Annotated in this window: 33 protein-coding genes; 28 read left to right on the top strand and 5 right to left on the bottom strand. The window is 34.9% G+C overall.

The annotated features are described in order from the left end of the window. Positions 1–26 precede the first annotated feature (26 nt). A complete protein-coding gene (locus NV377_RS05290) occupies positions 27–1187 on the bottom strand; it encodes an exosporium glycoprotein BclB-related protein (protein ID WP_258200109.1) in 1161 nt (386 codons plus the stop codon). A 223-nt stretch (positions 1188–1410) separates the two neighbouring features. Here NV377_RS05290 and NV377_RS05285 point away from each other — a divergent pair, with 223 nt between their 5' ends. Together NV377_RS05285 and NV377_RS05280 are read left to right on the top strand one after the other, a co-directional pair. Continuing rightward, positions 1411–2136 (top strand): alpha-helical endospore appendage domain-containing protein, encoded by a 726-nt coding sequence (locus tag NV377_RS05285; RefSeq protein WP_258200108.1) that lies wholly within the window; start codon positions 1411–1413, stop codon positions 2134–2136. Continuing rightward, positions 2129–2926, top strand: a complete 798-nt coding sequence (locus tag NV377_RS05280; RefSeq protein ID WP_258200107.1) for a hypothetical protein — start codon at positions 2129–2131, stop codon at positions 2924–2926. Before NV377_RS05285 ends, NV377_RS05280 begins: the two co-directional genes overlap by 8 nt. 23 nt (positions 2927–2949) lie before the next feature. On the opposite strand, the gene NV377_RS05275 is transcribed toward NV377_RS05280, so the two are convergent. The 3 genes from NV377_RS05275 to NV377_RS05265 all read right to left on the bottom strand — a co-directional run bounded on the left by NV377_RS05275 (position 2950) and on the right by NV377_RS05265 (position 4059). Then, entirely contained in the window at positions 2950–3153 is a 204-nt protein-coding gene (locus tag NV377_RS05275) for a hypothetical protein (protein WP_258200106.1), read from the bottom strand. A gap of 209 nt (positions 3154–3362) precedes the next feature. After that, the gene (locus NV377_RS05270; RefSeq protein WP_258200105.1) at positions 3363–3704 is read right to left on the bottom strand and encodes an alpha-helical endospore appendage domain-containing protein; all 342 of its coding nucleotides are present in this window, start codon (positions 3702–3704) and stop codon (positions 3363–3365) included. A gap of 31 nt (positions 3705–3735) precedes the next feature. After that, positions 3736–4059, bottom strand: a complete 324-nt coding sequence (locus tag NV377_RS05265) for an alpha-helical endospore appendage domain-containing protein (RefSeq protein ID WP_258200104.1) — start codon at positions 4057–4059, stop codon at positions 3736–3738. A 131-nt stretch (positions 4060–4190) separates the two neighbouring features. Between NV377_RS05265 and crcB (NV377_RS05260) the strand changes: the two genes are divergently transcribed. From crcB (NV377_RS05260) to NV377_RS05250, 3 genes are all read left to right on the top strand, one after another. Then, positions 4191–4583: a fluoride efflux transporter CrcB gene (crcB, locus tag NV377_RS05260; protein WP_258200103.1), complete on the top strand. Its 393-nt coding sequence runs from the start codon at positions 4191–4193 to the stop codon at positions 4581–4583. Next, a complete protein-coding gene (gene crcB / locus NV377_RS05255) occupies positions 4580–4942 on the top strand; it encodes a fluoride efflux transporter CrcB (protein ID WP_258200102.1) in 363 nt (120 codons plus the stop codon). Before crcB (NV377_RS05260) ends, crcB (NV377_RS05255) begins: the two co-directional genes overlap by 4 nt. 168 nt (positions 4943–5110) lie before the next feature. Then, positions 5111–6100, top strand: a complete 990-nt coding sequence (locus NV377_RS05250; protein WP_258200101.1) for a glycoside hydrolase family 43 protein — start codon at positions 5111–5113, stop codon at positions 6098–6100. A 135-nt stretch (positions 6101–6235) separates the two neighbouring features. Here NV377_RS05250 and NV377_RS05245 read toward each other — a convergent pair whose 3' ends face one another. Continuing rightward, on the bottom strand, positions 6236–7105 hold the full coding sequence (locus NV377_RS05245) for a helix-turn-helix transcriptional regulator (protein ID WP_258200100.1): 870 nt from the start codon (positions 7103–7105) through the stop codon (positions 6236–6238). A 150-nt stretch (positions 7106–7255) separates the two neighbouring features. Here NV377_RS05245 and NV377_RS05240 point away from each other — a divergent pair, with 150 nt between their 5' ends. The 23 genes from NV377_RS05240 to NV377_RS05135 all read left to right on the top strand — a co-directional run bounded on the left by NV377_RS05240 (position 7256) and on the right by NV377_RS05135 (position 23525). Then, positions 7256–9232, top strand: coding sequence for a glycoside hydrolase family 127 protein (locus NV377_RS05240; RefSeq protein WP_258200099.1), 1977 nt, complete (start codon positions 7256–7258; stop codon positions 9230–9232). Positions 9233–9574: 342 nt separating this feature from the next. Beyond that, entirely contained in the window at positions 9575–10162 is a 588-nt protein-coding gene (locus NV377_RS05235; protein ID WP_258200098.1) for a stalk domain-containing protein, read from the top strand. A gap of 126 nt (positions 10163–10288) precedes the next feature. Beyond that, positions 10289–10897, top strand: a complete 609-nt coding sequence (locus tag NV377_RS05230) for a hypothetical protein (RefSeq protein WP_258200097.1) — start codon at positions 10289–10291, stop codon at positions 10895–10897. Further along, positions 10833–11021, top strand: a complete 189-nt coding sequence (locus NV377_RS25895) for a tyrosine-type recombinase/integrase (protein ID WP_373425804.1) — start codon at positions 10833–10835, stop codon at positions 11019–11021. Before NV377_RS05230 ends, NV377_RS25895 begins: the two co-directional genes overlap by 65 nt. After that, on the top strand, positions 10997–11164 hold the full coding sequence (locus NV377_RS05225; protein ID WP_258200096.1) for a hypothetical protein: 168 nt from the start codon (positions 10997–10999) through the stop codon (positions 11162–11164). Before NV377_RS25895 ends, NV377_RS05225 begins: the two co-directional genes overlap by 25 nt. An 84-nt stretch (positions 11165–11248) precedes the next feature. Further along, positions 11249–11740, top strand: a complete 492-nt coding sequence (locus tag NV377_RS05220; protein WP_258200095.1) for a hypothetical protein — start codon at positions 11249–11251, stop codon at positions 11738–11740. Positions 11741–11982: 242 nt separating this feature from the next. Continuing rightward, a complete protein-coding gene (locus NV377_RS05215) occupies positions 11983–12321 on the top strand; it encodes a hypothetical protein (RefSeq protein WP_258200094.1) in 339 nt (112 codons plus the stop codon). A 232-nt stretch (positions 12322–12553) separates the two neighbouring features. After that, a complete protein-coding gene (locus NV377_RS05210; RefSeq protein ID WP_258200093.1) occupies positions 12554–12739 on the top strand; it encodes a hypothetical protein in 186 nt (61 codons plus the stop codon). Between the two features lie 440 nt (positions 12740–13179). Then, positions 13180–13467, top strand: coding sequence for a TIGR04104 family putative zinc finger protein (locus NV377_RS05205; protein ID WP_258200092.1), 288 nt, complete (start codon positions 13180–13182; stop codon positions 13465–13467). A gap of 594 nt (positions 13468–14061) precedes the next feature. Then, entirely contained in the window at positions 14062–14574 is a 513-nt protein-coding gene (locus tag NV377_RS05200) for an NUDIX hydrolase (RefSeq protein WP_258200091.1), read from the top strand. A gap of 143 nt (positions 14575–14717) precedes the next feature. After that, entirely contained in the window at positions 14718–15242 is a 525-nt protein-coding gene (locus NV377_RS05195) for a hypothetical protein (protein WP_258200090.1), read from the top strand. 175 nt (positions 15243–15417) lie between these two features. Beyond that, a complete protein-coding gene (locus NV377_RS05190) occupies positions 15418–15837 on the top strand; it encodes a hypothetical protein (RefSeq protein WP_258200089.1) in 420 nt (139 codons plus the stop codon). A gap of 208 nt (positions 15838–16045) precedes the next feature. Further along, complete coding sequence (locus tag NV377_RS05185) at positions 16046–16537, top strand: GNAT family N-acetyltransferase (RefSeq protein ID WP_258200088.1); 492 nt, start codon at positions 16046–16048, stop codon at positions 16535–16537. Between the two features lie 177 nt (positions 16538–16714). Beyond that, positions 16715–17236 (top strand): DUF6886 family protein, encoded by a 522-nt coding sequence (locus NV377_RS05180; RefSeq protein ID WP_258200087.1) that lies wholly within the window; start codon positions 16715–16717, stop codon positions 17234–17236. 406 nt (positions 17237–17642) lie between these two features. Continuing rightward, a complete protein-coding gene (locus NV377_RS05175; protein WP_258200373.1) occupies positions 17643–17951 on the top strand; it encodes a GNAT family N-acetyltransferase in 309 nt (102 codons plus the stop codon). Positions 17952–18359: 408 nt separating this feature from the next. Further along, positions 18360–18668: a hypothetical protein gene (locus tag NV377_RS05170; protein WP_258200086.1), complete on the top strand. Its 309-nt coding sequence runs from the start codon at positions 18360–18362 to the stop codon at positions 18666–18668. A 263-nt stretch (positions 18669–18931) separates the two neighbouring features. Continuing rightward, on the top strand, positions 18932–19162 hold the full coding sequence (locus NV377_RS05165) for a hypothetical protein (protein ID WP_258200085.1): 231 nt from the start codon (positions 18932–18934) through the stop codon (positions 19160–19162). Positions 19163–19479: 317 nt separating this feature from the next. Beyond that, a complete protein-coding gene (locus NV377_RS05160; RefSeq protein WP_258200084.1) occupies positions 19480–19920 on the top strand; it encodes a hypothetical protein in 441 nt (146 codons plus the stop codon). Between the two features lie 181 nt (positions 19921–20101). Next, entirely contained in the window at positions 20102–20482 is a 381-nt protein-coding gene (locus NV377_RS05155) for a hypothetical protein (RefSeq protein ID WP_258200083.1), read from the top strand. Between the two features lie 380 nt (positions 20483–20862). Further along, positions 20863–21042, top strand: a complete 180-nt coding sequence (locus NV377_RS05150; protein WP_258200082.1) for a hypothetical protein — start codon at positions 20863–20865, stop codon at positions 21040–21042. Between the two features lie 177 nt (positions 21043–21219). After that, positions 21220–21663, top strand: coding sequence for a hypothetical protein (locus NV377_RS05145; RefSeq protein WP_258200081.1), 444 nt, complete (start codon positions 21220–21222; stop codon positions 21661–21663). Between the two features lie 502 nt (positions 21664–22165). Continuing rightward, complete coding sequence (locus NV377_RS05140) at positions 22166–22714, top strand: ATP-binding protein (RefSeq protein WP_258200080.1); 549 nt, start codon at positions 22166–22168, stop codon at positions 22712–22714. Between the two features lie 175 nt (positions 22715–22889). Then, the gene (locus tag NV377_RS05135) at positions 22890–23525 is read left to right on the top strand and encodes a histidine phosphatase family protein (RefSeq protein WP_258200079.1); all 636 of its coding nucleotides are present in this window, start codon (positions 22890–22892) and stop codon (positions 23523–23525) included. The last annotated feature ends 16 nt before the right edge of the window (positions 23526–23541 follow it).

The following is a 23541-nucleotide window of genomic DNA, read 5'->3' as shown; positions in this document are numbered from 1 at the left end:
TCTTCTTCAATATGTTTAGTCACAAATTAACTTATAGCGATGCCCGCACTAGCATATCCACCCAATGTTTGTGCTAACGTAATGCCAGTTGGAACTGCACTAAATACTAATAATAGACGAGAACCTTTAGCAACAGGAATGGCAAGACCACTTGCGCTTGCTGTTGCTATTCCTCCAATCGTAATAATTGGACCTAATGAAGGTGTTAATGCTAATGTAGTACCCGCTAATGGTGTGAACGTATTATTAGGGGCAGTAGATTCATATAATTGAGCATTAATAGCAATTGTACCAACACCTAAACTTACACCTGCTGTTACACTAAAGAATGCATTAATGTCAGTTATCGTACCATTTCTAGGTATTGACCATGCAAAGTTAAGCAGCGTTCCTGCAGCTCCCGTTAGATCAATCGTTGCACCCAAAACGGTAGCTAGTTCCGCAGAACTACCAAAACCTACAACTGCGGGTAAACCTACAACGCCACCAACTAAAGTTGTTAATGTAACTGGTAATCCTGAAGAAAATGGAATAATTGCACTTGATCCGGTTGCACCCGTTAACCCAGTTGCACCAGTTGCACCGGTTGCACCGGTAGCGCCGGTTGGTCCAGTAACTCCAGTTGCCCCAACATCACCTGTAACTCCCGTTGCTCCAGTAGCACCCGTTACTCCATCAGTTCCTGTGACACCCGTAGCACCTACCGCCCCAACAGCACCAGCTGCACCATCAACTCCCGTTGCTCCAGTAACACCTGTTAGTCCAATAGGTCCTTGTACGCCAGTAGCACCCGTAGCGCCAGTTGGTCCAGCTACGCCAGTAGCACCGGTTGGCCCGACTGGACCACCAGATGGACCGGTTGGACCAGCGGGACCGGTAGGTCCAACCGCAATGGGGGTGCTTAATACCGTTTCAAGTTTATTCTGTAACCCAAATTCAGTTTTAGTAATTTCTCTCAGAGTATTCCTTACACTCTCGTTGACAGATAGTAAGTCTGAGATTGTGGCACCTGGCCCAGTGACACCAGGTAATGTACCAAGTACATACTGAATTTTTTCACCCTCGGCATTAATAATATGACTTAATCCAAGTTCTTCCATAGCAATCGAGGAAAGTAGTAAGTTTACTGCTTGGTCTCGGCTAAGATCAATAGTAGGAGTAATATTAGGAATGTTAGCTTGAGACATTTGCATTCACATCCTTTAATTAATCTACTTATAGTTTATTATGGATTTTATCTCTTATGTCATTAGACTAGCATATTAGTACAGGTCATTAACTATTTATGGTATTTGGACTCGTCATGATTGCTTTATCTTCTTCATATAGTAAGTAAGAGGAATGTCTTATGAATATCATTTTTCACTTAGATGAGTCTTTACATATATTAGAGTGATGGAGGTGTATGTATTGCAATGGCATGAAAAAGTGAATAATGATGATCTTAAGAAGCAACGTGAGATTAATAATCATCTTGATTCATCTGATGTGGAAGCACTAGATGATAAGCTGTTAGCGATGGAAGATCAAACAATAATAGCAGATGGGACTAATCAAATAGTATTAGAAATTGAAAATACGAATCCGTCGAAATTCGAGATTGAAGATACGAGTCAGCTAGAATTAAAACTTGAAGATATAGACCAACAGCGTATTCAAAATATATGTAATGATCCCAACGTGGATGTTTATAGTGAGATTCAGCTTAATTATAATAGTAACGAACAATTATATGAAAATAATGTTTTAGAAGATAATATCTTCTATGCAGCTGTTGATAATACTACTAATAGTGATCTGATTAATAATAAGCTACACTCAGAAGAGTCGTCGAATGAGCTTCCAACAGAAGTGAATTATGCAGAGCGAGTAAAAGCCTTATATATACAATGGTTAGAGCTATTATTGCATGATCAATCTGCTTTGTCTCAATTACTTCATGCTGAAGCTATCCATATTCAAGCATTTCTCTCAGAAGAGAGCCATTTTTCAACACATCCGACGAGACAAGATATTGTAGCATTTCAAGAAACGGTAGGGAAGGTTATTGATTCACTTAATGAGAAGCAACGTATTCACATTAAGCTTCTAGATTCTTCAATAAAGTTGTTTCAACAAGGTGAGCGAGTTGAATAAAGATGATATTGAATATATTGAACAGGCTGAAATAATTGTATGGAAGCTAGCAACAATAGTGAAAGGCAATATTGAATTGCTTGAGAAAATAGATAAACAAATCGAGCATAAACTTCCTCATTTACGCGTGAATATAGAAGAGGCAATCTTAATGCAAATGAGAACATATCAAAAAGTTAATGAATTATTTCCGCGACTTGATGATCTTGAGAATACGTATGTGCGAAATCCTTCCAATCAATTAAGTTTAACCCATAGATCGATTAATTTAGATGCCCCTCGAATTTGGAACATCATCAATATAGTTAGTAAGTTAAAGCCATCATCAAGGCTAGATTTTTGGCACAACAATCTTGAGCCTAATCCAGGCATTTCATTAAGTGCATCTTATGTAAGAAAACCTAAATTAGTGGAGCAAGATACGAATATTGAAGCAGATCACCAAAGCATTGATTTATCTCCGCAGAAACAATTAGTTCAAGACAACTTACTAGAAGCAAAGTATGTTGCTCCACAACGAGTGACTATATGTCAAGCAATTGTAAAATCTAATAAACAAATCAACAAGAACATATTAAAGCTAGACAATAAAGTTGAGAAGGATGCTACCTCTCATAAAATATTTCCAGATAAATCGATTAATTCTGAATCTACTCCCAAACAACAAACAATAGGAAACAAGAAATATACCGACTATTTAAAATCAGTCGGTATATCCGGTAAGATTGGTCAACTTGCGATAATTGAACCGATTATAACATCTTCGAACCTAGTCTTAAAAAGAGACTAGGTTTTCTTTGTGTTATAAAGTAATTAACAGCATGAATTAATACGTCGACGATTATGACGACGTACGTTCTCATTGCGTCTGCGATTACAAAAACAGTTGCGATCACGTCGATCATTATTGAATCGAAGACCACCACAACAACCTAGAAATCCAATTCTATTGCGTCTACATCCGCAAGAAATAGTAACTTGTTTGGATCTATCAAACTTAAGATTTTCTCTGCTCATAATAATGCCTCCTAACCTTCAGTAATGATATATAATATGCGAGATTAATAGAGAAGGACACACTATGACGACATTGACCTACTTAACTATCAAATGAGAAAAGTTACCTAATAGATAATGCTGTAAAAATATAATATAAAAATTTAGTATTAAATGAAAAAAAGATAGACGCTCTAGCTTCAAAAAAAGAAGCTCGAGTGTCTATGCTTTTATTCTATGCAATCCGAATCATTTTCCGCATCGCATTGTTTCGCATCACAAAAATTTTCTAAAGTTGTTGACAATTGCATTAGTAATATTAACTCCGTTTGCATGACTCCAGTTAGCGTTTTTCGTACTGAATCGTTTATTTTCAAAATATCGTCTAAACATGCTGGATCATGAGAAGCGTGTAACGTACCTAATGCGAATTGTACTTTTTCGGCCTCAGCATTTACAAGATGACTTAAACCGAGACCTTTCATTGCAATTGAGGCCATTAACATATTGAATACATCTTCAGTGCATAGGGTGATATTAGGGTCTATATTAGGGATATTGGGTAAGGACATTTAGTTCACTCCTTTACTGGCGGAATGTAGCTTACTCATCACAATTTTCTTCAAAATTATCTTCCTCGAGTAAAGCGATTGTACGATCCAACTTTTTCAAGTTAATCCATTGTCCCATAGTCAAGTCTTCAATAAATGTCGAAACTGCTTTGTTAATTTGTAAAAAATCACGAGTTTCTAAACAAGAAGCTTCTTGTGCAAAAGCAACGAATGCTTGTAATTTCTCAGCTTCAGCATTGATTAAATGAGAAAACGCAAGTTCATTTAAAGCTACAGAACTAAGTAAAAGATGTAGACTCTGCTCTTTGGTTACACTAATGTCTGGTGTTATGTTTGGTATATTGGCTTGGGACACTAAATATCACTCCTTATACGTATTCACTTCACTTAATATATGGTAATATAGGCATGTCTTATGTCTGCTTAAATTTATTATGTTGAACAGTATGAACTGTGAAAAATACAGCTAAAGTCATTAGGAAGAAGATGAACGTAATGAAAGCATATGGTTATGTTGCCATAGGTGGTTTTGTTGGTGCGATCATTAGATATGTAATTAGTGAGCACTGGATAACACAACAACCTCTACCTACGCTATGGATTAATATTATTGGTAGCTTTTTATTAGCGTTATTGTATAGCGCAGTAACGATTAACATTCCATGGCATCAAGAAATTAGATGGTCACTTGGCACAGGATTGCTCGGAGCGTTTACTACGTTTTCGACTTTTTCAGTCGATATGTTGCGCTACTTGGAGCAACATCAATATTGGGCTGCTATATTATATTTGTTAGGAAGCGTAGTAGGTGGAGGCATTGCTTCTATTGTCGCTATCATAATTGTCGATAAGTTAAAGAGAAAGAAGGTTACCTCATGATTGCAGCAATAGGAGCTATGGGGGCGTTAGGAGCATGTGCTCGATATTTTATAAGTTCTTATCATGTCACTAAGAACATTGATTATTTCCCTAGAGCAACCTTTCTTGTTAATATACTGGGATCATTTATACTTGGCAGTCTTATTTCCTTTTATGAGCAAGCGATTCTATCGGAGTGGTTGTGGTATCTTTTCGGCGTTGGTTTTCTTGGCGCCTTTACGACTTTTTCAACATTTAGTTATGAATGGATCATTTATATGAGAGAAAAACAGTATGTTAGAGCAATTAGTTATGTTTTCATTTCTTTAGTTGTGGGTATAGTAGCTGCTTACTTAGCCTATTGGATATTCAAGTTATAACCCTTTGGTGTAATTCATCAAAGGGTTATTTTAATTAGCATTTTTATATAGTAGAAGTAAATTGTAAGCGATTAAAATAACTATTGACAACGCTATCATTATACGTGATAATGAACGCGTGTACATTTATAAAAAATAATAAGCTAGCTATTCAAAGGAGAGAGCTCGATGACCAAACCAGCTAAGCAAAATGAACCCCTAGTAACACATATTTACACAGCAGATCCGTCTGCACATGTATTTAACGATAAAATTTACATTTACCCATCTCATGACCTAGATCATGATGGTCCAGATAACGACAATGGAGATCAGTACAAAATGGAGGATTACCACGTTCTATCTATGGATGATGTAGATGCTCCAGTTATTGATCATGGAGAAGCACTTCATGTTCGTGATGTTGCATGGGCTAGTGCTCAAATGTGGGCACCAGATGCAGCTTTCAAAAATGATACTTACTATTTATATTATCCAGCTCGTGACCATGATGGAATTTTCCGTATTGGTGTTGCAACAAGTGACAAGCCAGAAGGTCCGTTCAAACCAGAAGAAAACTACATTCCAGGAAGCTACTCGATCGATCCAGCTGTATATGTAGATGAAGATAATCGTGCTTATATGTATTATGGCGGACTATGGGGTGGCCAACTTGAAAAATGGCAGTCTGGGGAATTTGTTGCTAATGAAGCAGATCCAGATGTAAACGGCCCAGCACTTGGACCATTAGTCGCTGAAATGTCTGATGACATGCTTACTTTCAAAACAGATCCTCAAGAAATTAGCATTGTAGACGAGAATGGTAACGCTATTCTTGCTAGTGATGAGGATCGAAGATACTTCGAAGGCCCTTGGATGCATAAATATAAAGATACGTATTACTTAAGTTACTCAACAGGCTCAACTCATTATTTAGTATATGCTACAAGTAAATCACCAACAGGACCTTTCGAGTATAAAGGAAGATTTCTTGAGCCAGTACTTGGTTGGACAACACATCATTCTATCATTGAGTTTAAAGATAAATGGTATCTGTTCTATCATGATTGCTCCCTATCTGGAGGAGTAAACCATAAACGCAGCGTTAAATTCACTGAACTTCAGTATAAGGACGACGGTTCAATTGTAACGATCTTCCCATATGGAGAACAGGCTTAAAATTATTAATAAGGCAATAATACTATTTGATTGTCAAATTACAATAAATAACTTAGAAGCAATAATGATCTGATCTGTGTCCGTATTAAATCAAAAAGCTCAAAGTACTTGTAAATGTACTTTGAGCTTTTTGGTTTACTCATAATATTGATTGCGAAATTGAGAAGGTGATATACCGATGTGTTTGGAGAAGCAGTTGGAGAAATAAGGTATGTTTTCAAATCCGACATGCTCTGCAATTGTAGAAACTGTCCAATGTGTATTTAATAACAAACTTTTCGCGTGATCAATACGAACTTTCATTACATATTCATTGGGTGTCATGCCATACATCTGTTTCATAGCCCGTGTTATATAGTTGTAATGATAGTTAAAAGTAAAAGCAAGCCGCTCGTTCGTAATTGACTCCTGATAGTGATTCCTAATGAAATTTTCCACTTGCTCGGCTAGTCTTATGATCGGTGATACATCATCATCGTTCTGTCTAGTATCCATCATCTTCAGTAGTTGTTCAAAGGCATGTTGCTTTTTCCAGTAAGCATTAGACTCTCTTTCTGTATTCGCCTGGTTCATTTGTTCCAATAATTGATAAGCTTGTTGAGGAAAGGGAAAGCTCATATGTTTCGGTAATTGGATCGTGTATGGTGTTGGGTAAAAACATCGTTGATGCTCCTCTAAATTAAGCTTAATATGTTCTTGCTCACTTTGTGTCCAGGCACTTATCGTTTGAAAATGAATCCAGTAGAACAGCGTATGTCCTTCTGCGGGTCTTACGGAGTAGTGCGATTCATTCGGTAATAGAATAAGCGATTGACCCGCTTCTAATATCCACTGTTCATTATTTTCCCCGATATGTAAACGCCCTTCCCTAACTAGTATAAAATCAAAAAAACCTAATTGAGTTCGATTCGGATGTGTATCATTTTTCTCATGGATTTGAAATCCACTTTCCAGGAAATATGGAGGAGGTGGCGCATTGAAATATATATGGTTGATTGGCTTCATAATAATCACTCCATTAGTGTGATATTTTATAATAATTAGGTTTCATTTCTGTATCGTACATATTCATATTAACACATACAATAGATCTGTAGAGTGTGAGAATCTAATAACAATTATAAATAATTATGGGAATCTGAGGAGAGTGTGATTATGACTACGCCAGTTCAATTGACAAAACCAATTCAATTTATTCCAATGAAGCAAGTAAATATTGTGGATCCTTTCTGGAGTCCATATATACAATTAGTACGAGATGTTGTCGTACCATATCAGTGGGAAGCGATCAATGATCGGGTTGAAGGTGCAGAACCAAGTCACGCGGTGCAAAACTTCAAGATCGCAGCTGGCTTAGCTGAAGGTGAATTTTACGGATTTGTCTTCCAAGATACAGATGTTGCGAAATGGATTGAGGCAGTTGCTTATCTCTTAACTAAAGAATCTAATAGCGAACTTGAAGCGATTGCGGATGAGATGATTACTATTATTGAGAAAGCACAACAATCTACCGGTTATCTTAATACGTATTTCATAATTAAGGAACCTCAACTTAGATGGAAAAATCTAACAGAAGCTCATGAATTGTATACAGCAGGACATATGATCGAAGCAGGTGTTGCTTATTATCAAGCTACAGGCAAACGTCAATTATTAGATATCGTATGCAAAATGGCTGATGATATTGGCAATGTATTCGGTGATGGGGAAGGTCAGATTCAAGGATATGATGGACATCAAGAGATTGAGCTTGCTTTAGTGAAGCTATATCATATTACTGGTGAAAATAAGTATCTTCAATTAAGTAAATACTTTATCGACAAACGTGGAACGAATAATTTCTTTGTTGAAGAAGCGGAAAAACGTGGTTGGAGTAGTATTTGGCATAAAGATCGTATTCAGATAGATCCCCAATATTTCCAATCACACAAACCAGTTAGGGAACAAGATGTAGCTACGGGGCACGCAGTACGTGTAGTATATATGCTTGCGGGTATGATTGATATTGCAAAAGAGACGAATGATGTCAGCTTAATAGAAGCAAGTCGCACTCTATGGAACAATATTGTTCATAAGCAAATGTACATTACAGGTGGAATTGGTTCAATGGTACAAGGAGAAGCTTTCTCCGTAGATTATGATATACCTAATGATACTGCTTATTCCGAAACATGTGCATCGATCGGCTTAATCTTTGCAGCACAACGTATGCTTCAATTGGAGACAAAAAGCGAATATGCTGATGTGATGGAACGTGCACTTTATAATACAGTTATTTCTGGAATGTCATTAGATGGTAAGCATTTCTTCTATGTTAACCCGCTTGAAGTTTCACCTGAACAATGTAATGGAAATAATAAAAACTACAATCATGTGAAACCAGTACGTCAAGAATGGTTTGGTTGTGCATGTTGTCCTCCTAACTTAGCTCGTTTATTAGCATCATTAGGAGATTATATGTATTCTGTTACTGGCAGCACTGTGTATTCTCACTTATTTATCGGTGGAACAACAGAACTGAATGTTGAGGGGGCATCTGTAACACTGAATCAAGTTTCTGACCTTCCTTGGAGTGGGGTTGTGAAATACGAGCTATCAACTTCAGCACCAGTTCATATGACCTTAGCAATTCGTCTTCCAAACTGGTCTAACAAATCCACTATTCAAGTAAATGGAGTAACTGTTGAAATAGCAGAAATTACAGAAGACGGATATGCGAAGATCTCACGTGAGTGGGTAACGGGAGATATCGTGGAGTTAGGTTTTGATATGAGTATTAAACGAATGAAGAGTCATCCTAAAGTGAAAGCAAATGCTGGTAAAGTTGCCCTGCAACGTGGACCAATCGTTTATTGCATCGAAGAAGCTGACAATGGGAAGCTATTACAACAAGTGAAGTTACCTAGCGATGCCAAGCTAACACTGAAATTTAACGAGTCATTAGCTGATGGTGTATATACGATAGAAGCCGAAGGGGTAAGTATAGATGCTAATTGCTGGACAGATCAATTATATTCAGCAGATACTGTACTACCAGAAACACCAATTTCACTAACGTTTATCCCTTACTATACATGGGCTAATCGTGGTGAGGGTGAAATGATGGTATGGGTCAATGAGCTAGTAAAGTAATTGTACTTTAAGTATAAAGAGCTTGAAGTCTAAGATACATAAATACACGTTCAATGGTAGAAGATTATTCTACTCATTGAATGTGTATTTTTGATTACTGTGTTAATGCTGAAAGTAATGTTATTGGGAGCCGATTAGTAAGTAACCCTATATAGAAGCAACGCTGTAACAAACTTTATATCGTTTTATTTGAAAAAACTATCTAAACTACCAATATTGTAATATAACTGTATAATAGTTCTAGGGATACTGGATATGGGATTCATCACATTTTTACATAGTCATCGCATGTAGGCTAAGATTCAAACCAGTTATACCTAAAATACATTTATGGAGGACATTATGAAGAAAACGATTCAGTTATTTATGGTTATCATTCTATCTATTGCGTTACTGGTACCGACAACAGCAGCACATTCGGGTAGAACAGATGCGAACGGAGGACATAATTGCTCTGAAAAATCTAAGAGCAAGGGGTTATGTACAGGCTACCATTATCATTCAGGTTCAAGCTCAACAAGTAGTTCAAGCTCATCTAGCAATAGTTCAACTAAGAAAAGTAATAGTAGCTCAAGTAAATCGAAAACTACTACTGTAAAAAAAGCAGAGTATGAAAAGTCGAGTGTTACGTTATATGTTAATGATGTTCTAGTCAAATTAGACAATGATATACTAGTTAAAGAAAATAGTAATTATTTCCCAGTTAGAGATGTGGTAAAAGCAATAGGAGCTACACTTGAAATTGATAAGACTGCAGATGTTATTAAGATCACAAAAAATAAGAAGAGTGCAACACTATCATTATCAAGTAAAAATGTGATCTCCAAAAATAATACTACTTATGCACCAATTCGAGATATTGTTGGCGACTTGGGAGCTACAATAACATTTGACAAAGATAATAACAGGATTTATATTAATATCAAATAATAAGATAACGTCGAAAGAATCGGGTTTCAAGCAAATGCTTGAGACCTTTTTGTCGTTTCTATTAAATGTATAATATTGTATAATGGAGGTACTTTCAATGATCAATTTAACAACGCTTGATGAGTAGTGGTTGTTGTTTTATTTAGTTATAATGAAAAATTTTTACAGAAAGTTAGAGAGATCAGTGGAAAAAGATACGGTCCTATCAAGAAAGAATGGAATATTCCTTATACGATTTCATCTGTTGCTCAAGTCATTCATCTTTTTCATGAGAAGAACATCATCGTTGAGATACTATTAAAGGATGAATGTAATTTATTCGCTGATTGTAGAGCACATACTAGAAAGAAAATGGAGTTAGAACAGTTTCTAAGATTAAGCGAATTAGAAAACATAAGCCAAAATATTAAAGATGCTTCTCAGTATGACAACTCTACAATTATCACTTCACAAACATCTACAGCAAAGAGTGCCCACACATCAGCCGTATATCGAAGTCATGTCACACGATATATAGATTATATGAAAGTTAGAGAGATAGTAAGTGGATTGCTTAAAGGAATCATTGAAACTTATGCACTACTACTATTAAATCAAGATAGATCTCACTCCTATGTTAATCAAATACATTTTCAATACTATTCAAAACGAAAAACATCGCGCATTTGTTATGATCACCTATTCAGCTGGACTACAGGTAAGTGTAGTTGTTCAATTGAAGTTGGAGGATTTTGATCTTGATAAACAATTACTACGAATACGGCAAGGTAAAGGTAGGAAAGATCGTTATACATTATTATCTGAAACAGCATGGCAAGCTATTGAGAAGTATAGATGTATAGATCAAATAGCATTATAAAAAACTGGCTCTTTCCAGGTCAGCAGAACAAAGGTCATATTACAGAGCGTACCGTGCAGAAAGTATTTGAACAATGTGATGGTGAAGACTTTGTTGCTCAACAGACAAATAAGGCAGAGAGTAGTACGAAGAAGTTAACTTAGTACGCAAATAGACACAAAGAAACATGTAACACGAAATACGCAAATAATTTGTTAGGCGAAATCCCTAAAGGACGGTGAAATATTTTGAGATATTATGAATTTCTCAATTATGAACAAAAAAATATACAGAAAAAATTAGAAAAAATATTTAGATTATATCAAGTTGAGATTGTAGGCTCAGGCTATTTTGATCTTATTGTTTCCCCCCAATTAATAGAAGGATTAATTAAGCAATTAACGGAACTAGGAGTTGTTATATGCGGAGTGTCTTGGTGGTGTCACTTCACAGAAACATCGAAGTCTGAACTAGGCTGTCCACACGGGTTAGGAGGACCTCTAAGCACTTATTTTGATGGATGCTTTAGTGAAACAGAATTTTATTATTCTATAGAAAATGAAGAATTTGATAGAATCAAAAACATTGAGAATGGAACAGAAGTATTTCAATTAAATAATATGATTCTTAAATACATAACAGATGAATTTGTGAAAGAACCTTATTACACCAAATGTTTGACACCTTCTTTATGTCTTCATGTTCCAGATGAATGGAAAAGAATAAGTTTTGATAAGTAGCTCAAGATGTTAGGGACTTCACATAACACCAGATTCACGCTGTGGCTACGCCCTTGGTTGGAAGAAGAAATGTAGCGGAGAAATAACTCCCCAACACATTCCGTAAGATAAGAGCTATCTAAGGAAAAGAAACGTCGTGAATTCACGAAACGTTATATGAAATACGGGTGAAATCTAAATCCTATAGTTAGAAAGGGTGAAAAAATGAAACCAATTATCAAAAACTTGGATTCTCAGATTGGATGGGTCCAAAGTTACGTGCAGAAGTAGAAAAACAGTTGTTATTAGATTTAAAACATTACATTAATTTAGAGAAGGAATTATTCTTTGATTGGTCTGAAAGTTGTATTGAAGATAAGAGGATTCAATATTTAGATGGAGCAGTTGAAAACTTCTCTGGGATCAGTCTATATGATAGTGAAGATCAACAGATACTAGAAGGATGGATGAACTTCTATTTTAATAAAGAAACCAATATGTTTATAGTCTATTGGGATTGTTTGGACGATTTACAATCTGGGATTGAAATAGAATTAAAAGATTTTGGTATGCCTGAACATGTAAAAAGACAGATCATGTAAATCCTTTTTAGTGAAATCAAGGTAGATCCGTACTTCATATTACACAGTATTCACGCGGCGGCTCCTCCTTGGTCACTGTGATGCTTTGCCATAAGTAGCCGATGCAGTGACAACTTCCTATGGAAGTTCGTGAATTCCTGAACGTTATACGAAACATTGACAAATAAAAAAACAAAGTAGAGATGAAAATAATATGATACCAAATTATCAGGACCAGGGGCTTTCTGTTACTATGGGACCAAAATTAAGAAAAGAAGTTGAATTACAGTCAGTCAGAGATTTAAGTTATTATCATATTTTTAATAAGGAGTTCCGTTTCGATTGGTCGGAGAGTTGTATAGAAGGTAAGTGCATGTATTATTTAGATGGATCGATTGATAGGTTTTCAGGATTTACAATATTTGATGCTGAAGATTAATTAATTGCTGACGGTTGGATGGATTTTATGTTTGTAAATGGAACTAATAGATTGATAGTGTACTGGAACTATTAGAATATTTACATTAATGGCATTAAAAAGGTGATTAAATCAATTATTGGAATTCCGAATCACATTAAAGAAGTATTAATTAACAATAATAATGGATTATAAAATGTTCTTTGTGACTCAGGGAAGGCAATGCTTCGTATAACACAGTATTCACGCAGCGGCTACGCCTTGGTCAGCAGAAGAAATTCAAGATGTAATTGCTGTCTGACAACTTCCTGCGGAAGTTCGTGAATACCTGAACGTTATAAGAAATAGCCATAATAGTATAAAACCTTATAATCTCCGTAGCGTCATGTAATGCATAGATGTCCCTTCGAATATCGGGCGATTATTCCGAATAAGATAAGTTGACTAAGGAGGGGTTCAAATTGCAAAAATGTCAAAACTGTAATCTGCAATTCAGCTGGAGTAAAATATACAAAGCGTTTTTGGGTTGGGTATATAAACCAGTTAAATGCGATAATTGTGGTGCGAAACATAAAATAACCTTTTCAGGCAGATTGATTTTTGTTTCGCTTACTGTTTTGCCAACGCTACTTTTTGTTAATTTCTTTTCACCTTTTAATAACCTTTTAACTACGCTGGGTGTGGGACTCGCCATACTTAGTATTGGCTCTTTGTTCGTGCCGTATTTTGTGAAATTTAAAGTCGATTGAACTAAATTTATTAATGAGGGCTAGTTTCTTAATAATTCAACTTTCTGTAATCGGGCGCAGTAATTGCATGAGTGTGCAACCCTTTGACTCTAAGCCGGATTATCGACCACTAATTTAAGAAAATTGGATATTTTTGGTAGGTAAAATACAGGAGATATATTTATGAGAAAGCTTTCAGTTCTATTACTAATTTTAGGGGGAAATCGTAACCTTCATCGGAATTATACCTTTTATATTTGCTTATCCATATAGCATAGTTGTATAAAAAAAATATTCCGTAAACGGGCGCGATAATCGAAGAACGTTAGAGCATTTTAGTAGCAAATTCGAAGAAGACGGCTCAATCTTATAACACCGTATCTACGCTGCGAGGCTTACACCCCTTGTTCCGAACGAAGCATAAGAAGCGTATACATAAAGAAGAATATTCAGTTGCAGGAAGTCCAACCAGCGGACAACCCTGCACTGCCTAACCGCATCGCGGCTGGGACTATGTCCCTTAAGGCAGTGAGGGTTCGTAGATACAAGAACGTTATGTGAAACTGCTGCAATACTATTAAAGATCCAAATACATAAAAAGAAGGTGATTTGTTGATGTTTTATGTTAATGCAAGAGCAATTGTTGAACGTGAAGGAAACGATATTACAGAAATAATCATTCAGACCCGAAATAAAAAGAATGAGGAATCACTTGAATTACCAGGTGGGAGATTAGAACTATATGAATCAATATTAGATGGACTGAGACGAGAAGTATACGAAGAAACCGGTTTAACTGTTATAGAGGTAGAAGGTAGTCAAAAGCGTATAGATACATGCGGAATTAACCCGAATTTTGAAGTCGAGTGTTTAGAACCTTATTGTGTATACCAAACCATAAAGGGTCCAGTTGATTCTATAGGTATGTATTTTATATGTAAAGTTGAAGGTAATCACTTTGAAGTAGGGGATGAAACGACAAATATTAGATGGGAAACTGTTGATGAAGTCTATAGCTTAATGATAGAAGATCCAAGACAGTTTTCAGATGTTGATCGAGCTGGGTTAAAGTACTATTTAAAACACAAGTTTGGAAAGCAATTCGAAGTAGGTAGTAGCATCACATAACATATTATTCACGCAGCGGCTCCGACTTGGTCACTTTGATGCTATTGGCAGAAGTATCAGATTCAGTGACAACTTGCTGTGCAAGTTCGTGAATCAAGCAACGTTATAAGAAATCAGCGCAAGGCACGTATGGAGGAATATCAATGAAGAAACAATACTCTCTAGCTATCATTTTATCTCATATTTTAATCATTGTTGGATGTAGTCGTCAAACTGAAATAGACGAAATTGCTCTTAGTACTAGTTTAAGTGAAGAAGTTATGCTTGAGGAAGATCACCCAATTAAAGTCGTTGACGAACAGGCTCCTGAAAGTACAAGTCTACTTGAGGGTTCGATAGAAGACGAAATCCTGAAAGTCAGTATTCATGCAGAGATTGAGGCAGATCTACTTAACTATAAGACAGAGATAATATTCATTAATAAGATTAAACAATCAATCGATTTAATTGCTGATTGTGGATCTTTTATTTCAAATGATAATTTTGCAAACAGTGAAGACTCATGTTTAGCAGTTGACTCAATGCTTTTGAAAAAAAGCATTAAAGAAAGTCGAACAATTCATTTACCAAAAGACTATTTCAACAATAAAGAAATAACAGTAAGGTATAGACAAGAAAAGATAGTTAAAGAGTTAATTGTTCAAATGAAGAATGTAGATAAATTGTAGGACTATTCGAAGGTGAGGCAGACATCTTATAACATAGTATTCACACGTCGGATTCGCCTTTGTCACTGTGATGCTTTGGCAGAAGTAGCAGATTCAGTGACAACTTTCTTCGGAAGTTCGTGAATACCTGAACGTTAGATGAAATACCACAAATAATGAAAGGACAAAAACAACAATGAAATTAGAGACTCCAAAAAGACTTAAGTCATTAAGACTTCTTTCGGTATTATTCACTTTTATTGCATTAATTGGATTGTTTTCAAATGTTCTTGTGCAACCACCTATCTGGATAATTTTAATACAAGTTATTCCACTACCAATTTTTTTGATTATTCTAACAATGGTTAATCTTGATTTAGTCAAAAAGGATTATGTGACTATAAAGGGAGAATTAGTTGAAAAGAAAGTATATACCGTTGGAATTTTAATAGAAAATGGTAATGTAAAGAAGTTTAGGGCGAATAAAGAATTTGCTAAAGAAATTAATGAACTGAAATTACATCAAGAAATTGAAATTCAGTATTATAGACGAACTAAAGCAGTGATACAAATTAAGAAATTAATTGAACCACAGTTAAAGAACTTTGAAAGCTAATTCAATGATGCGTGATACTTCATCTAACACCGTATTCACTCATCGGGTTTACACCCTCGGTCGCAAGAAGTGGATTGTAATGAAGTGGATTCAGACCCCAATCCACTTCGACTAAGATAGGAGTTATCTAAGTGATGGGATTCGTGAATATCTGAACGTTAGGCGAAACGACCCGAAGAATAAAAATTATAAACAGAAGGAGTTATCAATGAATAAATATACGATCAGACCTATAACAGAGAGAGATATACCCTTTTTGTGGGATATGTTATATGAATCTTTATATGTACCTAAAGGAAAAGATCCCTTTAATAGAGATGTGATAAAAGAACCTTCTCTATCTAAGTATGTTGAAGAGTGGGGGCGAGAAGGAGATTTAGGTTATATTGCCGTAGATGAAGAAGGGCAGTTGTTAGGGTCCATAACCATTCGATATTTTAATGAAAGTAATAAAGGATTTGGGTTTGTAAGTAATGATATAGCAGAACTAGGAATGGCACTAAAAGCGGAATATAGAGGAATTGGAATTGGAACAGCACTATTAAATATGCTTATTAATAGGATGAAAGAGAAGGAGATAAAGAGAGTATCATTAAGTGTAGATTCTGATAATATAGTAGCAGTGAAATTGTATAAACGATTTGGTTTTAAAGAAGTTGGAATGGTGGATACATCAATCACCATGGTTGCTGACCTATAAGGCTCTTAGAAAGTAAGTCAAAGTGGCATCGCCTAACACAGTATTCAGCGTCGGCTTCGCCTTGGTCATTTGATGCTTATGATAGAGTAGCAGATTCAGTGACAACTTGCTGCGCTAGTTCGTGAATACCTGAACGTTATGTGCCATTGCTTAGTTAGGATGAATGGGGGGAAATCAATGAAGTTATATCATTTTAGCGAAGAAGAGCAAATATCCCTCTTCAAGCCAAGAGTTAAAGAAAATAGAAAAGATATGGCGCCAGTTGTTTGGGCTATTGATGGTGAACATCAATTCACTTTTTTCTTCCCTCGAAGCTGCCCACGAATTGTATATACCAAGAGTGATAGGATAACGGAACAAGATCAAATGAGATTCTTTGGAACGACGAATGCTGATGTGGTTGTAACAGTGGAAACAAGCTGGTATATGAAAATAATGAATACACCTTTAATTAGATATGAGATGCCAACTGACACATTTTCACTGTTCGATGAAACAGCAGGCTACCACATTTCATATGAGGAAGTAAAACCAATTGGTACAACTATAATTAATAATGGATTAGAAAGACTAATGAATATGAATATTGAAGTAAGATTTACACCAGATTTAAATACGATCCGAAATGAATTGTTGGAATCTTCAATAAACGACTTTGGTATACATAAATTTGATAATGCAATTAGAACAATTAAATAATTTGTAGATGAAGCAACTACGTATAACACAGTATTACGCAGTGGCTGCGGCTTGGTCAGCAGAGGGAATTAAGGAAGTAAATGCTGTCTGACAACTTCCTGTGGGAGTTCATGAATACCTGAAAGTTATCGGAAGTCAGAGAAAAAATTAAAAGGATAATTAAATCAAGTGAGTTGAAAATTGTTATTAACGGAATTGAAAATTTGAAGGTCAGGAAAATATATAGTAAAAAGCATTGGTTACTTTTTGTAATAAAATCGGTTGTAGCACGAATAATTTACTTAGAGGAGCGGTACAATTGAGGAATTTTTGATTTTCTTTGTAGTGAACGTTTGGATTATAGTCCCTTGAGAATGGAAGATTTAAAGACCTGTGTTGGATTTCAAAACGAGAAATCATATTGAAAATGGTTTTACTTTCAAGATCCCCAACTCTTTTGACGCCTGCTAAAAAAATCGAAAAAATGATTGAAACGAGCAATCACCTGGTGAATCTACTTAAAGAATCTTTTGACTCAGGTTTATATTTAAAAGAAACCGGAGAGCTGGTAGGTACAATCTCTTTAAATAAATTCCATGGATCAGAAAAGGAGCTTGATTATGTAGAGATAGGTTTTGGAATTGGTGAAGCTTACCAGGGGAATGGGTATGCAACCGAAGCCGCAAAGACTGTGGTAACCTGGGGGATTGAAAAGATTACGCGAGCTTTGTTCTGAACCCAAAATTGAAGGAAATGTAGAACATGAGAATTGGCAATCACGCAATGTGCTTGAAAAACTGGATTTACTTTTATAAGAGCGGATAAATATCTGAGTATATATGAAATTTTTTGAGAAGTAATTATCAATCCAATGGTGGTTTGTACACAAAAGACTGCTGCGGTTTTAAACGTTGGCTTTCTTTTAAGTAACGGAAAACTATTGATAAAGAACTACTGTAATTAATTCGAAGAAGTCGCTGACATCTTACAACACACTATTCACGCGTCGGCTACGCCTTGGTCACTTGATTCTATTTGATGAAGTAGCATATTCAGTGACAATTTCCTAAGGAAGCTCGTGAATACCTGAACGTTAAACGAAACCTGCGGAAAAAGCAAAAAACATGTGATTTGAAGGTGAATAATGAAAAACAGGAAAATAAATATTGGATATATATTATTTATATTTGAAGGAATCCCACTAGTAATCTATCCATTTATATTATTAGCTAACTTGATGAGTTTGGCTGCGGAAGGATCATGGGATGGGAATTTGTTACTAGAATTTGTTGTGAAAACATTTATGTTTGTATCTACTACATATCCAGTCACCTATATCGTATGCTTAATTTTTTATAAAAGTGAAAATAAAATATGGAAGGCTCTTGTACCATTAGTTCATTTAATCTTAGGTATTCTATTTTTGAATTTATGGATGGTTATTGATAAATAAATTTTAATTCATTAAAAATATAATAATAGCTTGATTAAATCAAAGAAGCCACAGGCTTCGTCTAACACAGTATACACTCTGCGGGCTTACGCCCTTGGTCAGCAGAGGGAATCCAGGAAGAGGATTCTGTCTGACAACTTCCTGCGGAAGTTGGAAAATACCTGAACGTTATACGAAAGGATTAGAATGTATCAAACAGAATTGCTAAGAAATGCAATGAAATAATTGAAAATATTTACATTAATGTCCTATTAGGAGGAAAAATGATACAAATAATTAATACAATAATAGTAGGAATGATTATCTATAATATACTCAGTAAAAAAGACAAGTATAAAGAACTGAAACTAAATAGAATCATTATCATTAGTTTTGGTTGTTTAATGTATTTTGTTATTTATGGAATATCAGCAAATTTTATCACTTTATTTGGTCCAGGAGCTTTTTTAGTAAGCTATTCTTATTGGGAACACTATAAGAAAAAACGCGAATAGAAAATTGCTAGGAAAGCTAGTGTCAACAATAAGGAAAGTAATAGTTAAAATTATATAGTCATTTAAGAACAGAAAAGTATTTGCATTGATTGCTTAGAATATTTAAAGTAGTCAATCCCATCGCATAACACAGTTTTCACGCATCGGCTACACCTTGGTCACTCTGATGCTATTGGCAGAGTAGTATATACATGTGACAACTTCCTGCGGAAGTTCGTGAATATCTGAACGTTATATGAAATGGAGGAATTGAAATTCAATCAATCAAATTGAGGCGATTTTTTTTACCTATTCTTTTAATTATAACTGTATATTTTATGTTTGATTTAAATAATGAATATACCGTTAAACATATTTTAGACAAGGAGATTCAACTCAAACAAATTTCAAAAACAGAGATGTCAAAAAGAGTCTATTCAAAAACAGGTGGAATCGGATATGTCTCAACGGAAGAGATTATATTGAATGAAGAAGAAATTAAAAATATTATATATTGGATTAATCCTGTGTCGGAATCAGAAGTAACGGAATTGAAACAGATACCGAATAATACGAGTATCAGTGCAGGCATTATTATTGGATTAGAGGCCAATAAAGAAATCCGAATTCAATATGATCTTGAAAAGATTTATATAACAAGAACAGATATAAAAGGTAAGGGAATCCTTTATACAATTGATAAAAAAGAATTAAAGAGTTTTTTTAATGAAAAGCTTAAGGGATTTTATTTTGGTGAAGACAATATAAAGGTTTTTTGATCGTATGTCAGGTAGTCCCCCGCATCATATGACACAGTATTCACGGGCGGCTACGCCTTGGTCAATATGATGCTTTTGTCAGAAGTAGCAGATTCAGTGACAACTTGCTACGCAAGTTCGTGAATACCTGAACGTTAGGCGAAATACTCGAAAACAAAACCGATAAAGAAAGGAAACTTAAATGCCTAAATTAATGACATTGATGTTATTACTGATTGTTTCAGTTTTCTTATCAAGTTGTGAACAAGATAATAAAGCTATGTTACTCGGTGTTTGGGAATCAGATCAAGTAAGCGAAACAGTTGGAAGTGACGAAGAGCTAGGACATTATAATTATTTAGAAGTAACGGAGACCAATATTAATGCTAAATCTTTTAATTTGGTATCAATAGAAGGTGGGAGTATACAAAAGAAATATAATGAGGAAGAAAAGAATATGAATTATCAATGGAAAGCCGAGAAAGAAATCTTAGTGGAAGATTCATTGTTCGCAATTGAATTAAATAAAGATGAAATGGTATTAAAGAACAAAGATATTGAAATACACTATTATAAAAAGTGATATGTGAAAGTAAGTTAATAGTAATTCGAGTAAATCGCATAACACAGTATTAATGCGGCGGCTACGCCTTTGTCAGCAGAGGAAATTCAGAAAGAGTACTCTGACTGACAACTTGTTACGCAAGTTTGTGAATACCTGAACGTTAGGCGAAACTACCCAATCAGATTTAGTAGGAGGAAATAGTGAAAACCTATTTATGTTCAATTCGATATATTCTGATTTCTGACATCTGCTTTACTTTTCTAGCAGGAACACAAATATTACTAAACTTCTATTATGAACGAAAAATGCTAATTGTATTTTTTTGCATCATTTTTATTTTTTATATTATTATTACTGCATTATTAACGTTGGATTTATTAATAAGGGACAAAAGAACTATGAAAGTTCGAGTGATACAAACAGATAATGAAATCATAAGTGTACTAAAACCTAATGGAAAGAAACAGAAAATACGAATTATTAAGAGTGAAATCGGTCTATTTAAAATTGATCAAGAACTTGAATTAATTTTAACGAAACGGACTAGACAGATAATAGAAGTGAAGTTTTCTCAATGAGGAGGAGCATCGCCTAACACAGTATTCACGTGGCGACTTCGCCTTGGTCACTGGTGGTGCTTTTGGCAGAGTAGTAGTTTCAAGTGACAACTTGCATTCGCAATTTCGTGAATACTTGAACGTTATGCGAAACTCTGTAAAGACATATATAAACCTAAAAACTTAAATGGAGGTTGCATGAGAACTAATATTTTAATTTTTATTATGTTATTTGTCTTAATATTTTCGGGATGCTCAACAGAGGAAAAAGTAAATTTAGAAGACAGTATGAATGCAATAATCGATTATAAGTTGTACGAAGTAGGGTCAGAACAATCTGATAAGGTAAAAAAATGGTTAGTTAATGCTATTTTGACAGGAGAAGAAGGACAATATTTTATTTTTCAAAATGGTAGTGAAGGTAAAGACTATATGTATTCTTATGTATATCGAAAGGGTTATTCTGATTTTGAGGTTTCATTTATTTACGAACCAACTGATAAAAGTAATAAAGGTAAAATCCATGTAACTGGAACAGAAAAAAATCCAATAAATGAAAAAATATTAGAGATTAAATCCATAAATGACTTGTCTATACTATTTATTCTATCTGATGAAAGTTTAAAAAGTAAATTGGAATAGAAATATTTAGTGTCACAATGAAGACAGGGCATCACCTAACACCATATTCACTCTGGGGGTGTCCGTCGTGAATACCTGAACGTTATACGCCATTGTAATCCTAATTGTATTGATAGCCAGTACGTCCACAACGTCCTTGTTGTTTGGAGAAATCACAATTACAATATTAATAATTACTTCACTAACGTTCCTCACCTTAGTTAGACTCTGAATACAAAGGGTCACTTTGTAACCTCGCAAATAATCAAAACCTATTGAAAAAACTTTACAACAGCAACCAGAATAAAGAAAATCATTCTTGAAACGCTTGAAACGCTTGAAACGCTTGAAACGCTTGAAACGCTTGAAACGCTTGAAAATTTAAACGCTTGAAACACATACAACACTTAAATACTTAAGAAAAATAAGTATAAGAACATTTGAATACAGATTTTAAAATCAATAAACCGATTACTTGAAGGTCGACGTCCTGTCTTTATTCGAGGAAGTAGGGGTGAACTTTATGGAACGCTTAGTAGTTATGACTGTTGGAAAAACACATAGTGGCAAAACCTCCTTTGCTAAAGAACTAGAATCAGTATTGCAACAAGCCATTGTCATTGATCAGGATAATCACGCTGAATTTATTAATTATCATTATAAAAAACTTCTACCTAAAGTTGGTGCTAACACTTTGAAATTCTCTATAACAAATGCAGTAGTTAATTATGCTACGGAGCAAAGTAATTTTCATATTATTCTAAGCAATTCCAATTTGAATAAATCAGGAAGATCAAATGTACTCCGATTTTTCCATGATAAAGGATTTAAAAGTGTTATTGTTTACTTTGACTTACCTGTAGATTTACTAAAAGAACGTGTTTTAGGAACCCAAAGAAGTAAAGCTATATTTAGAAATGCCTCGAATTTTTTTGAAGTCTTGGAGAGACAAGAAAAATCGATAGAAATACAACCAAGTAAAGATGAATCTAATTATTTATATGTTATTAAGGAGCCCCAAAACACTGTGGAAATTATTCAACAGATAAGAGCAATCAGTGCACCTAGATGATTCCATGAAGCCCCATCCTTCATATAACAACGTATTCACACATCGGCTCCGCCTTAGTCACTTTGGTGCTTTTGGCAGAAGTAGTAGAATCAGTGACAACTTGCTGCGCAAGTTCGTGAGTAGCTGAACGTTATGCGAAAGCCCTGTAAATCTATTTAAAGGAGCAAACAACACCATGTTAGAAACAACTACAATTTATGTAACAAGACATGGACAAACTGAATGGAACATTCAGAAACGTTTCCAAGGTCATAATGATTCTCCACTTACAGAACGGGGCATTAAGCAAGCAGCATGGTTAGGAGAATCACTTCAACATCAGAAAATTGATTTGATATACACGAGTTCAAGTCAAAGAGCTATAAAAACCGCAGAAATAGTCAAAGGACATCGAGATATACCGATTGAAATATCTGAGGCATTTAAAGAAATAAATCTAGGAGTTTGGGAAGGTATTACTCAGGAAGAAGCAAAGAATAATTTTACACTTCAGTTTTATAACTTCTGGAATGATCCAGAAGCATTTCAAGTAGAGAATAGCGAGACTTTCCAACAAGTATCTGATAGAGCAATTAAGAAACTAGATGAAATTATACATAACAATAAAGGAAAGTCTATTTTAATAATTACTCATACAGTGGTTATTAAGATGGTCATGGCATATTTTGAACAGAGTGTAACAAAGAATATTTGGCACCCGCCGTACATTCACCCAACTTGTCTAAGTAAAATAGAAATTAATAAAGAGAATTCTTCGATATTACAACATGGTGACATGAGTCATTATAAGGAAGAATTGGATGAGAGTTAATCGAAGAAGCCAGGAC

Source organism: Paenibacillus endoradicis (assembly GCF_024721975.1).
This window is presented reverse-complemented; position numbering and strand designations above follow the sequence as displayed.

Excerpts from the sequence above, each read along its gene's own strand:
- NV377_RS05290 (WP_258200109.1), bottom strand. The coding sequence starts at position 1,187 with ATGTCTCAAGCTAACATTCCTAATATTACTCCTACTATTGATCTTAGC.
- NV377_RS05275 (WP_258200106.1), bottom strand. The coding sequence starts at position 3,153 with ATGAGCAGAGAAAATCTTAAGTTTGATAGATCCAAACAAGTTACTATT.
- NV377_RS05270 (WP_258200105.1), bottom strand. The coding sequence starts at position 3,704 with ATGTCCTTACCCAATATCCCTAATATAGACCCTAATATCACCCTATGC.
- crcB (WP_258200103.1), top strand. The coding sequence starts at position 4,191 with ATGAACGTAATGAAAGCATATGGTTATGTTGCCATAGGTGGTTTTGTT.
- crcB (WP_258200102.1), top strand. The coding sequence starts at position 4,580 with ATGATTGCAGCAATAGGAGCTATGGGGGCGTTAGGAGCATGTGCTCGA.
- NV377_RS05250 (WP_258200101.1), top strand. The coding sequence starts at position 5,111 with ATGACCAAACCAGCTAAGCAAAATGAACCCCTAGTAACACATATTTAC.
- NV377_RS05245 (WP_258200100.1), bottom strand. The coding sequence starts at position 7,105 with ATGAAGCCAATCAACCATATATATTTCAATGCGCCACCTCCTCCATAT.
- NV377_RS05240 (WP_258200099.1), top strand. The coding sequence starts at position 7,256 with ATGACTACGCCAGTTCAATTGACAAAACCAATTCAATTTATTCCAATG.
- NV377_RS05235 (WP_258200098.1), top strand. The coding sequence starts at position 9,575 with ATGAAGAAAACGATTCAGTTATTTATGGTTATCATTCTATCTATTGCG.
- NV377_RS25895 (WP_373425804.1), top strand. The coding sequence starts at position 10,833 with ATGATCACCTATTCAGCTGGACTACAGGTAAGTGTAGTTGTTCAATTG.
- NV377_RS05225 (WP_258200096.1), top strand. The coding sequence starts at position 10,997 with ATGTATAGATCAAATAGCATTATAAAAAACTGGCTCTTTCCAGGTCAG.
- NV377_RS05215 (WP_258200094.1), top strand. The coding sequence starts at position 11,983 with ATGGGTCCAAAGTTACGTGCAGAAGTAGAAAAACAGTTGTTATTAGAT.
- NV377_RS05210 (WP_258200093.1), top strand. The coding sequence starts at position 12,554 with ATGGGACCAAAATTAAGAAAAGAAGTTGAATTACAGTCAGTCAGAGAT.
- NV377_RS05200 (WP_258200091.1), top strand. The coding sequence starts at position 14,062 with ATGTTTTATGTTAATGCAAGAGCAATTGTTGAACGTGAAGGAAACGAT.
- NV377_RS05195 (WP_258200090.1), top strand. The coding sequence starts at position 14,718 with ATGAAGAAACAATACTCTCTAGCTATCATTTTATCTCATATTTTAATC.
- NV377_RS05190 (WP_258200089.1), top strand. The coding sequence starts at position 15,418 with ATGAAATTAGAGACTCCAAAAAGACTTAAGTCATTAAGACTTCTTTCG.
- NV377_RS05185 (WP_258200088.1), top strand. The coding sequence starts at position 16,046 with ATGAATAAATATACGATCAGACCTATAACAGAGAGAGATATACCCTTT.
- NV377_RS05180 (WP_258200087.1), top strand. The coding sequence starts at position 16,715 with ATGAAGTTATATCATTTTAGCGAAGAAGAGCAAATATCCCTCTTCAAG.
- NV377_RS05175 (WP_258200373.1), top strand. The coding sequence starts at position 17,643 with ATGGTTTTACTTTCAAGATCCCCAACTCTTTTGACGCCTGCTAAAAAA.
- NV377_RS05170 (WP_258200086.1), top strand. The coding sequence starts at position 18,360 with ATGAAAAACAGGAAAATAAATATTGGATATATATTATTTATATTTGAA.
- NV377_RS05165 (WP_258200085.1), top strand. The coding sequence starts at position 18,932 with ATGATACAAATAATTAATACAATAATAGTAGGAATGATTATCTATAAT.
- NV377_RS05160 (WP_258200084.1), top strand. The coding sequence starts at position 19,480 with ATGTTTGATTTAAATAATGAATATACCGTTAAACATATTTTAGACAAG.
- NV377_RS05155 (WP_258200083.1), top strand. The coding sequence starts at position 20,102 with ATGCCTAAATTAATGACATTGATGTTATTACTGATTGTTTCAGTTTTC.
- NV377_RS05150 (WP_258200082.1), top strand. The coding sequence starts at position 20,863 with ATGAAAGTTCGAGTGATACAAACAGATAATGAAATCATAAGTGTACTA.
- NV377_RS05145 (WP_258200081.1), top strand. The coding sequence starts at position 21,220 with ATGAGAACTAATATTTTAATTTTTATTATGTTATTTGTCTTAATATTT.
- NV377_RS05140 (WP_258200080.1), top strand. The coding sequence starts at position 22,166 with ATGGAACGCTTAGTAGTTATGACTGTTGGAAAAACACATAGTGGCAAA.
- NV377_RS05135 (WP_258200079.1), top strand. The coding sequence starts at position 22,890 with ATGTTAGAAACAACTACAATTTATGTAACAAGACATGGACAAACTGAA.